Origin of the sequence: Vibrio sp. NC2 (assembly GCF_025195005.1) — a bacterium.
Classification (GTDB): domain Bacteria; phylum Pseudomonadota; class Gammaproteobacteria; order Enterobacterales; family Vibrionaceae; genus Vibrio; species Vibrio splendidus.
This window is the reverse complement of sequence record NZ_JANVFC010000005.1, coordinates 259925-270044: the sequence shown is the minus strand read 5'-3', so window position 1 is coordinate 270044 and position 10120 is coordinate 259925. Positions and strand designations below refer to the sequence as shown.

The window sequence follows — 10120 nt, the reverse complement described above, 5'->3', positions numbered from 1 at the left end:
ATTCTCCTTAATTGGAAAATCGAAAAGCCAACTCATTGAGTTGGCTTTTTTCGTTTCCGAGCTTTATATCTTTCTAAACGTACCTTGCCGAACCTATCTTTCTAAACACGGCCCTCAACTAACTAAACACCAACCCACACTACAGCAAAAAAGACTAAGCGAACTAGCCTATTCAAACATCAGTGATCCCATACTTCAGCATGACGCTCACAAACCAGATAAGCAGCGCAGACTAAGCAATTGGTCGATACATGTTCTTCGCATTCATTCGCAATTATCAGGTTCTGCTGCAAACTAATCTCAGGCTCCAATACGGGTTCAAAGAACTTTGTCATTACTCATCAAATCCGAATAAAATTAGTTAGTTAGGCTAATCCAATCTTTGAATAAGATACATCTCTCAATATTTGTCGTGATGACACTCTTCCTCTACTCATGTTACTTGTCTGTTCCACATGTTTCGTCATATTGGTATTGCTCCGTGAATCTAAAGCTCCCCCTCCTCCCCAAAAAAGCTCAAAGCCAATTTCCCAGCAGCAACTTACAGGTGCATATCATTAGACACAAAAAGCCCCTGCTGATTTCTCAGCAGGGGCTTTCAATTATTTGGTGTCATTCCGAATAACTACATCATATTGATGTTGAGTTAAATCCTGGAATTAGCCTTGAATACCAACAATTAACCAAGGTGCATTGTCAGTTGTTAGGTCACGCTCTAGGTGCCAGATATCAGTGATATCTTCTTCAACACCATCCGCTGTATCACGGTAACGACCGCTGAACTGAAGGCTTAGCTGTGCTTTGCTACCATCGTGGTCTGCACGAACGATTTCAGCATCAACGTACATTACGTCTGTGTGCTGATCACCGTCTAGCTTATTACGCTCAGCTTTTAGGTCTTCAAATAGGCTTGGAGATACGTATTCTTCAATCGTATTTAGCTCGTTGTGATTCCATGCACCTTGCAGTGTACGGTAGTGCTCACGAGAACCGTTGATGAATGCCGCTTGATCAAAGCCCGGTGGGTAGTTATGTGGAACATCGCTTTGTGCACCAAAACCGAAACCACCAGCAGCGCCTTGTGATTGAGGTTGTGCTTGCTCGAAGTTATGAACATTTGGCTGTTGCTTAGGTTGTTCAAACTTGTTCTGACCCATGCCGCCGAATGCAGGCTGTTGACCACGTGCATTCTGCTGATTCATTGAGCCCTGCTTCGCACCCAACATTCCGCGTAGGAATTTAAACGCTAGGAAAGCAATCAGACCCATAATCAGAATATCCATGAACTGGATACCTTCAAATGCGCCACCAAAGAATGCAGCTAAAAGACCACCAGCAAGTAAACCACCTAGCAGACCGCCCATAAGGCCTTTCTTGCTAGAGTTAGCTGCTGTGTTCTTACCCGTTTGATCTTGACGGATCGAATTCGTGTTTTGTTGTTTTGGTGCTGGAGCCGTTTTAAAGCTTTTGCCAAATGACTTACCACCACCAAACTTTTTCGCTTCCGCGATTGGCGTCACCGCGACTGTTACCAACAGGATCGCGACTAGTGAGAAAAATCGTTTCATTATTATCCTTTATAGGTTTTTTATCTTTCGACACCTTAATCATACTCGTTAACAAAGAACAATGAAATATTCACGGCGTTTACACATGTATCATAATATTGCGGCTATTAATTGATGACTAAACTAGCGAAGGGATTGACGGCACTCTGGGGCAGCATTAAAATATTGAACGATGTTCATTTAATAGAAAGTACCCATGGCAAGACGAAACGATCATACTCGCGAACAATTAGTGCAATTAACCTTAAAAACGGTGACCGACTTCTTAGAAGAGCACTCTTATCACGAGTTAAGTCTACGCAAAATCGCCAATATGATTGGTTATGTTCCAAGTACCTTGGTGAATGTATTTGGCAACTACAACCTATTGCTATTGCATGTTGTTGCTCAAACATTAGATGAACTGGCGTCAGAATCTGCTGTAGCAGTTGAACAATCGAGCAATCCTCAGCAAGCTCTATTCAACCTTGCCTACTGCTACCACGATTTTGCACAAAAACACCCTCACCGTTGGCAGCTTATCTTTGAGCACAACATGAACGGTGAAAACCTTCCTGAATGGCAATCGAACCGTATCGATAGAATGACAGGTATGCTAGAGCAACTATTAATCGCGATTGCTCCTGAACATACTGAAAGCGAAGTCGTTAAAGCCAGCCGTGTATTATGGTCTGGAGTACATGGAATTACTCTACTTAGCGTTGATGATAAATTTTTCGCCTCTGAGCCTATCGATGGTAAAGAGTTGATCAATAACCTAGTCTCAAACTACTTAACCAACTGGTAATCATCCAAGGAAAGACAATGAACAACAGCAGCCAATCTTCGCTGTTAACGCAAAAAAGGTTCCTACCCTACTTTATTACCCAATTTCTGGGAGCCTTTAATGACAACATATTCAAAAATGTTCTGTTACTGTTTGTTGCTTTCGCAAGCGTAGACACGCTACCTATTTCCAGCAATTTATTTATTAATTTGGCCGCTGGCCTTTTTATTCTGCCCTTCTTCCTATTTTCTGCTTTGGCTGGTGTGCTGGCTGACAAATATGAAAAATCGTGGTTTATCCGTAAAGTTAAGCTTCTTGAAGTGGTGATAATGTCACTGGGTGCGGTCGGATTTATCTACGAAAGCTACGAAATATTACTGCTACTTCTGTTTTTGATGGGGACACAAAGTGCCTTCTTTGGCCCCGTTAAGTACGCCCTACTCCCGCAACAGTTAGAAACCAAAGAGCTTGTGTCCGGAAATGCTTTGGTTGAAACAGGCACATTCTTAGCCATACTAATCGGTACTCTAGGTGCTGGTATTATTGCATCTGAAGAAAGCGCGAAGCTCATTGCTGCGATATGTATTGTTTCTTTCGCCGTGCTTGGCTATGTATCAAGTTGCTTTATCCCAGAAGCGCCAAGTAACGCACCAGATCTGAAAGTAAAGTGGCAGCCAGTAAAGCTAACCCGCGCAACACTCGCTATTGCAAAAAAAGACCGCCCAACCTTTCAAGCACTGATGTCGATCAGCTGGTTCTGGTTCCTCGGTGCAGCTTACCTCACTCAGTTTCCCAACTTCACCAAGGTTTACCTAAACGGTACTGAAAGCGCTGTCGCGTTTTTGTTGGCACTGTTCTCGGTAGGCATTGCGATTGGCTCGTTGGCTTGCGATAAGTTATCTAATCACCGCATTGAAATCGGCATCGTGCCAATGGGCAGCCTGGGTATTTCGATCTTCGGCCTGTTGATGGCGATATCCATTCCAGAGTCTTTGCCTGACTTTAACTCTTTCCATCAGTTTGTGACGTATTCCGAACTATGGCCGCTGTTTGCTTATCTTCTACTACTGGGGATCTCTGGTGGTATTTTTATTGTTCCGCTTTACTCTCTAATGCAGCTACGGGCAAAGCCAAATGAGCGAGCTCAAGTAATCGCCGGGCTCAATATCTACAACTCGCTATTCATGGTCGGGAGCGCTGTTTTAGGTATTGTTTGCCTTAGTATTCTGGAGCTTTCAATTCCACAGCTATTTGTACTGCTCGCGATAGGAAACACTTTGGTTATGCTGTATCTGTTTTATCAGGTGCCTATTTACGCTTTCCGTTTCTTTACGTGGGTGGTCACTCACACCATGTACCGAGTTAAACATAAAAATTTACATCACCTGCCAGAAAAAGGCGGCGCATTGATCATCTGCAACCATGTGAGTTATATGGATGCATTATTGCTGAGCGCCGTTTGCCCTCGCTTGATCCGCTTTGTGATGGAAGAAGATTACACCAAGTTGCCGCCTATTCGACGTTTCTTGAAAAGAGCTGGGGTTATTCCAATCTCCGCAACCAGCCGTAGCTCTATTCGAAATGCTTTTAAAGAAGTAGAACGCGCCCTGCATGAAGGCCACATCGTATGTATTTTTCCAGAAGGAAAGCTAACTTCTGATGGTGAAGTCGCAGAGTTCATGCGTGGAATGGAGCTGATTATCAAACGATCTCCTGTGTCAGTCATTCCAATGGCTCTCAAAGGGCTATGGGGCAGCTACTTCAGTCGTTACAAAGGCAGTGCTTGCAAAGGGTTACCAACCCGCTTCTGGACTAAGTTAGAAATAGAAGCTGGCAAGCCAATACTCGCTAAAGATGCCTCATGCAAAACTCTTCGGCAGTCAGTCTCAGACCTTCGCGGAACACTACGCTAGATAACCAGCCCTTTATTCATATCAGCTGAACAAGCGTTAAGTTTTTCTTAACGTTTGTTCAATTCATTTAGACTTACTTATCATTTTATTGAACGTATAGTGGTCTCATTACAATAACGCGACAATACAACAAGACTCTAAATACAATGAATCTAAAAAAGTCTGCTCCATTTTATCTTGCTGCACTGTTTTGCTTAACACCTTGGGTAAGCTCTCCGACGGCCCTAGTTATTGGCTTCCTGCTTGCTAGTTTAGGTTTAGTCCCTGAGCATCTAGAAGTAGGCAAACTCACAAAGAAGTTACTGGCCTACTCGATTGTCGGCTTAGGCTTTGGCATTCAGTTTGAAAAAGCATTGGCGGTAACAGGCGACGGTATTGGTTTAATTGTCACGACCATCATTGGTACGTTAGTCATTGGTTGGTTCTTAGCCAAACGAATGGGATTGGATCGCACCACGGGTTACCTAATCTCTTCAGGTACCGCTATTTGTGGTGGTAGCGCGATAGCAGCTGTGGCACCTGCGATCAAAGCAGACGATGAACAGATTGGCTTGGCGTTAGCTACGGTATTTGTGTTGAACTCGGTAGCTCTATTTTTATTCCCGATGATTGGCCACGCGCTTGAGTTAAGCCAACAAACATTTGGTACTTGGGCCGCCATTGCGATTCACGATACATCTTCTGTGGTAGGTGCAGCTTCGGCTTATGGTGAAGAAGCACTGACGACAGCGACAACATTGAAGCTCGCTCGTGCACTTTGGATCATCCCAATCGCTTTAGTCAGCGCGATGATCTTCAAGAACGATCAAAAGAAGATTACGATTCCTTACTTCATTTTCTTCTACTGCGCCGCCATTGCTATCAGTGACTTGCTGCCACAATTTGAGATGGTCTACCAAGGGATCTTTGATGTGTCCAAACGCGCGTTGGTTGTGTGTCTGTTCTTAATTGGCTGTGGTATTTCTGTAGAGAAGTTAAAGGCAGCAGGGCCGAAGCCATTGATGTTTGGTATTACGATGTGGACGATGATTTCGACGGGGTCTTTGGCGTGGTTAACTCTTGCTTAGTTCGCAAAGAAACGCTTTAACTGGTTGTTCGGTTACCTAGACACTCAGATTAGCGAGCAACAAAACAAAAAGGCAAAGCTCAAATGGGCTTTGCCTTTATCGTTTGTGGTAAAGATATTCTTTGTTGCAACAATCACAAATCAAACAGGGGCTTATCACTCTTCTTGCTCTCTCTTTTCATTAAAACAAGTACCACAACCAACACAAATGCGGTGAGTTCAGCCAACGAACGAGTCAACCCTGACGAAGTGACCGCTTGGCCTATCTGCAGTAAAACCGCAATGATGAGGGCAATTTTCATAATAAGACCTTATTCTATAATCCGTTATTTATAGGGCTTATTATGATGGATGGTTATAAAGATAATAAATTCTGTTTTGAACTATCTAATTGCTAAATTAACTAACCGCCTGACAACTTAGTCACCTAACAACTTCGCAAATAACGTCGAGGTAAGCGCTTACCTTTAACTCCTATGCTGAGACAACCAAGATGCCAATCCAGCGCGTGAGACCTTAATACCCTGCTGTTCTTGCTCAGGCATTCGATAATACTCAACAGGAAATTTGAACCGTTCAAGACGGCCATTCAATTGCTCAGCAAACCACTCTTTGGTTGGCAAATCAGCACAATCCACAATAGCGACAGGTCGGAACCCGAACTCGTCATCTTCAATAGGAACAATAAAAGACTGATTAACCTCAGACAATTGGTTGAGTGCTCGCTCAATCTCTTCGCAATGAATGTTCTCACCACCAGAAATAAACTGATTGTCGGCGCGACCAATAATCGACACTTGTTCACCAACCCACTCACCAAGATCTTTGCTATCGAACCAGCCGTTCTTATCAACTAATGGCGTTAACTCGCCCTGATAGTAATACCCGGAAGCGAGTGTCTCGCCACCGATAAAGATGCGTTGTTCTTCGATTTTTAGCTGGCGATGGTTAAGGACAAAACCTGCAGTGTTACTAGAATCAACGGGCTTCGCAGTCACTGTTGAAGCCGCTTCTGTCATGCCGTAGCCAAGCCATGTTTCGATACCCATTTGTTGAGCTTCAAGCCCTAGCGCTTCTGGGATATGGCTACCGCCCAAAAGTACATGCGTTAAAGTAAGTGCTTGCTTACTCTTTAGTAATCGATGTAGCTGAGTAGCGACTAATGAAGCGTGACTGCATTCTTCTATATCAGTCTCAAGCTGACCTGTGCCTATCTTGATGCAGCCACCGGCCGCTAACCAACGATGAACTATCGCCAGCCCCGACACATGGTACATAGGTAAACTCATTAACCAAGTGTCACCTTGTTGATAACGAAACACCTCAAGCAACCCGATCGCCGAGCATAAATTCTGCTCAAGCGTGTGAGCCACTGCTTTGGGATTTCCGGTAGAGCCAGAAGTGAATACGATGCTCGCTAGATTTTGCGGATTGAAGTTGGAGTCTTGAGATGTCGTTATCCGATTATCATCACCATCGACCTTCACTTCATTTAAGCAAGACAAGGTCACCAACTGAGTATTTAAATCGACAGTCTCTGATTGCTCTATCCCGCTACTGTCCAAAAGCCAAAGGTAGCTTTGTTGACCCGCTTGATATAAGGAATCGAGCTTTTGCTTCAGGCGTAAGCGAGGTTGAGGCATGGTGAAAGCGCAAATAACACCCAAATTAAGTGCGGCAAGATAAGCAGGAATCACTTCAGCTTGATTCTTACCAACAATCGTCAGTACATCACCTTCAGATAGGCCTTGATGAGATAGTTGTTGTTGGTACTCACTCACGAGCACAGACACTTGCTGCCAAGTATAAGTGTGGTGAGTAGTCACTAACGCTGTTTGATGTGGGTTTTGCTGCGCCCACTGTACCCAAAGCGGGTGATGATTAGATTGTGGGCGCATCATAAGATAACCAAATTATAGATTGAAAACGGTCTAAGCCAATCGAACGATCAGCTTAAGAAGACCAAATCAATTGTTGCTGTTCAAGAGTAGAAACCGGAAGCTGACAACCTGGCCAAGAGACTTCGAGTTGTTGTTGATACAAACCAATAGTATCAAGCCCCGGCACTTCATTAGGTAAGTATTGTTGTGCTAATCGAGCAATCTGAGTTAAGCCAAGGCTCGACTCTATGCTTGAACTTAGTACTGGTTTGATACCGAGTTGCTGTGCACGCTCAATGATTGCCACACAACGCTCGACAGAACCAATAAGAGTTGGCTTGATCACGACAGCTTTAACACCAGTAAGGTCGCTAAGATCAAACTCTGGGCTTCGCACCGCTTCTTGCAATGTTTCGTCCCACGCAATCGCTACGCCATGGTCAATGGCAAATGCCAAGCTGTCTTCTGGTTTTTGGCAAGGCTCTTCAATAAAGCTAATACGCTGACGCAGTGACGGCGAAATGTACTTAATGAATTGCTTCGCTTTCTCTGGCTTCCACGCACGGTTAGCATCAAGTCTTAGGGTCAAATCAGGGATCGACTCAAGGAATAAGCTAACCAACATACCATCGCGAATCGCTTCGTAAAGACCGACTTTCACTTTCGCGACCTTCTCGCCTTTCATCTCATTCAGCACAGGGATCAGTTCATCTGGGTCTCCTGTACACAACGGCGCGGCTTGGTAGTTACCTTCAGCGTTGAGTTCGCCTCGTAATTCCAACATCGCCATCGAAAAGCCAAACGCAACAGAAGGATATAGCTCATCAAAAGGCGTTTGAGGGTTATTGTGGCTCCAAAGCTCTAATTCGTGTTGAAGCTGAATGCCAGCTTGTTCGGCATCTTCTTGGCTAAAACCTGGCAAAGGCGCAACTTCACCAAAACCAGTTTTGCCATCACACTCTAGTTGGATGATATAACCAACGCGTTCGTTCAACTTATTGTCACGAAGAATCACACCACTATCCATAGGCAATTGATAACGGTAGAGTTTAGCGTGACGCTGAGAATTCACTGAGTTCATAAAGTTTCCTAAAAAACGGGGAACATCAAAACAAAACGAGCCGCTATTAGCGACTCATTTTAAAGAAGAGAAAAACTATGGGTTACGCGGAAATTTGTCGAAATCAGGTCGACGCTTCTCGTTGAATGCGTTTCGGCCTTCTTGGCCTTCTTCTGTCATGTAGAACATCATGGTAGCGTTACCCGCCAACTCTTGTAGGCCGGCTTGGCCATCACAGTCTGCGTTCAGTGCGGCTTTCAAGCAACGCAGCGCCATTGGGCTGTGTTGAAGCACTTCACGACACCAACGAACGGTTTCTTTTTCTAGGTCGGCAACAGGCACTACGGTGTTTACCAAGCCCATGTCCAATGCTTCTTGAGCATCGTAGAAACGACACAAGAACCAAATTTCACGTGCTTTCTTCTGACCAACGATACGAGCCATGTAAGAAGCACCCCAACCGCCATCGAATGAACCAACTTTAGGACCCGTCTGACCGAACTGCGCGTTTTCAGCTGCAATAGTAAGGTCTGCCATCATGTGAAGTACATGGCCGCCGCCTACTGCCCAACCCGATACCGCTGCGATAACTGGTTTTGGACAAGTACGAATTTGACGTTGGAAATCAAGTACGTTCAGGTGGTGTGTACCTGAATCATCTTGATAACCGCCGTAGTCACCGCGAATACTTTGGTCACCACCAGAACAGAACGCCTTCTCACCAAGACCCGTCAAAATGATTACGCCAACCTTCTCGTCATAACGAGCATCAGCCAGTGCATTAATCATCTCTTTTACGGTTTGTGGACGGAACGCATTGTGGACTTGAGGACGTGCAATCGTGATTTTCGCAATACCGTCGTCAGACTTGTGGTATTGAATATCTTCGAATTGACTGCTTTCATCGCTCCAGTTAACTGCCGCGTAAAGTTCTTCTTCTGTGATGCCTACTGTTTTAGCCATGGTGATTCCCATTGTTCTATTAGAGACCACGACTAACAAGTAGTCGTGACGGTGTTGCTCTGCTTTTGATAGTGCTTGAGACTAGAGATCCGCTCAGTCAGATTAGCGACGACTGGCGATACATTGGATTATCAAGTTTGAAAACAACTCTGGTTGCTCAAAATGAACATTATGACCAGCGTAGTCGACCTGACTATATTCAAAGCCACTATTCTCAGCTAGCTCCATGAATTTACGATCTTTTTCTCCACACACATAATGCAATAAATGCTCATGAGATTTCAATGTGGCACGTAAATCCGGTTGCTTAGCTAATGAAGTAGATAACAACATATTTGCTACGGATACTCCAAGGTTACCACTACGCTTTATGACCAAAGTTTGTCTTTGCTCATGATTTAGTGAAGAAAAGACGCTTTGTTGATACCAATCGTCTAAAACATCCTCAATCGACTGCTGAGCAAAGCGAACAGCCCACTGCGTATCATGTACTAACCTTTGTGCTCTTTCTTCATCACATTCCAAACCAAAGTTGCCACCTTCAATGATGACTTTCTCTAGGTTGAGCGTCTCAAAGCAAGGGCTTGTCACTCCATACATAGCGAGCCTTCCCCCCATAGAGTAGCCAATCACCACGATAGGGTAATCAGCAGGAAGATCGTTTAGCGCCAATTGAGCAGTGATGCACTGGACAATTTTCTTGCAGCAATGATCAAACCCTACCGGATCGATAAAACGACTTTGTCCGTGTCCGGGTAAATCGATGCAAAGGAGAGGAAAATTCTCGAGGAATGGATGACATGCACTCCAATCATCCCCGCTTCCGAGTAAACCATGTAAAAAAACAAGCAAAGGTTTGTCGGAAGGTTCTTGTACAGCTGGGTAATAATTGGAGTAAAGCATG

10 protein-coding genes are annotated in these 10120 nt (G+C 44.5%); 4 read left to right on the top strand and 6 right to left on the bottom strand.

Annotated features, from left to right (window positions below; genetic code table 11):
* A partial coding sequence (locus tag NX845_RS10135; RefSeq protein WP_260256800.1) for a hypothetical protein occupies positions 1–298 on the top strand: 298 nt, incomplete at its 5' end.
* Between the two features lie 361 nt (positions 299–659).
* Here NX845_RS10135 and NX845_RS10130 read toward each other — a convergent pair.
* The gene (locus tag NX845_RS10130) at positions 660–1568 is read right to left on the bottom strand and encodes a Tim44 domain-containing protein (protein WP_017076759.1); all 909 of its coding nucleotides are present in this window, start codon (positions 1566–1568) and stop codon (positions 660–662) included.
* A 196-nt stretch (positions 1569–1764) separates the two neighbouring features.
* Here NX845_RS10130 and NX845_RS10125 point away from each other — a divergent pair, with 196 nt between their 5' ends.
* From NX845_RS10125 to NX845_RS10115, 3 genes are all read left to right on the top strand, one after another.
* Positions 1765–2355 carry a TetR/AcrR family transcriptional regulator gene (locus tag NX845_RS10125; protein ID WP_004736110.1) on the top strand — a complete coding sequence of 197 codons (591 nt, stop codon included), beginning with the start codon at positions 1765–1767 and terminating at the stop codon, positions 2353–2355.
* Positions 2356–2372: 17 nt separating this feature from the next.
* Positions 2373–4247, top strand: a complete 1875-nt coding sequence (locus NX845_RS10120) for an MFS transporter (protein WP_102440898.1) — start codon at positions 2373–2375, stop codon at positions 4245–4247.
* A 146-nt stretch (positions 4248–4393) separates the two neighbouring features.
* On the top strand, positions 4394–5314 hold the full coding sequence (locus NX845_RS10115; protein ID WP_004736106.1) for a YeiH family protein: 921 nt from the start codon (positions 4394–4396) through the stop codon (positions 5312–5314).
* Between the two features lie 133 nt (positions 5315–5447).
* On the opposite strand, the gene NX845_RS10110 is transcribed toward NX845_RS10115, so the two are convergent.
* The 5 genes from NX845_RS10110 to menH all read right to left on the bottom strand — a co-directional run bounded on the left by NX845_RS10110 (position 5448) and on the right by menH (position 10119).
* Entirely contained in the window at positions 5448–5615 is a 168-nt protein-coding gene (locus NX845_RS10110; RefSeq protein ID WP_004736103.1) for a hypothetical protein, read from the bottom strand.
* Positions 5616–5780: 165 nt separating this feature from the next.
* Positions 5781–7214 (bottom strand): o-succinylbenzoate--CoA ligase, encoded by a 1434-nt coding sequence (gene menE / locus NX845_RS10105; protein ID WP_260256799.1) that lies wholly within the window; start codon positions 7212–7214, stop codon positions 5781–5783.
* 52 nt (positions 7215–7266) lie between these two features.
* On the bottom strand, positions 7267–8274 hold the full coding sequence (menC, locus tag NX845_RS10100) for an o-succinylbenzoate synthase (protein ID WP_065682111.1): 1008 nt from the start codon (positions 8272–8274) through the stop codon (positions 7267–7269).
* A gap of 75 nt (positions 8275–8349) precedes the next feature.
* Positions 8350–9216 (bottom strand): 1,4-dihydroxy-2-naphthoyl-CoA synthase, encoded by an 867-nt coding sequence (menB, locus tag NX845_RS10095; protein WP_029222208.1) that lies wholly within the window; start codon positions 9214–9216, stop codon positions 8350–8352.
* Between the two features lie 102 nt (positions 9217–9318).
* Positions 9319–10119, bottom strand: a complete 801-nt coding sequence (gene menH / locus NX845_RS10090; protein ID WP_017095601.1) for a 2-succinyl-6-hydroxy-2,4-cyclohexadiene-1-carboxylate synthase — start codon at positions 10117–10119, stop codon at positions 9319–9321.
* Position 10120 lies beyond the last annotated feature (1 nt).

What these genes read in the sequence shown, in the direction of transcription:
- NX845_RS10130 (WP_017076759.1), bottom strand. Translation starts at nt 1,568, where the DNA reads ATGAAACGATTTTTCTCACTAGTCGCGATCCTGTTGGTAACAGTCGCG.
- menC (WP_065682111.1), bottom strand. Translation starts at nt 8,274, where the DNA reads ATGAACTCAGTGAATTCTCAGCGTCACGCTAAACTCTACCGTTATCAA.
- NX845_RS10110 (WP_004736103.1), bottom strand. Translation starts at nt 5,615, where the DNA reads ATGAAAATTGCCCTCATCATTGCGGTTTTACTGCAGATAGGCCAAGCG.
- NX845_RS10115 (WP_004736106.1), top strand. Translation starts at nt 4,394, where the DNA reads ATGAATCTAAAAAAGTCTGCTCCATTTTATCTTGCTGCACTGTTTTGC.
- menE (WP_260256799.1), bottom strand. Translation starts at nt 7,214, where the DNA reads ATGATGCGCCCACAATCTAATCATCACCCGCTTTGGGTACAGTGGGCG.
- NX845_RS10125 (WP_004736110.1), top strand. Translation starts at nt 1,765, where the DNA reads ATGGCAAGACGAAACGATCATACTCGCGAACAATTAGTGCAATTAACC.
- menH (WP_017095601.1), bottom strand. Translation starts at nt 10,119, where the DNA reads ATGCTTTACTCCAATTATTACCCAGCTGTACAAGAACCTTCCGACAAA.
- menB (WP_029222208.1), bottom strand. Translation starts at nt 9,216, where the DNA reads ATGGCTAAAACAGTAGGCATCACAGAAGAAGAACTTTACGCGGCAGTT.
- NX845_RS10120 (WP_102440898.1), top strand. Translation starts at nt 2,373, where the DNA reads ATGAACAACAGCAGCCAATCTTCGCTGTTAACGCAAAAAAGGTTCCTA.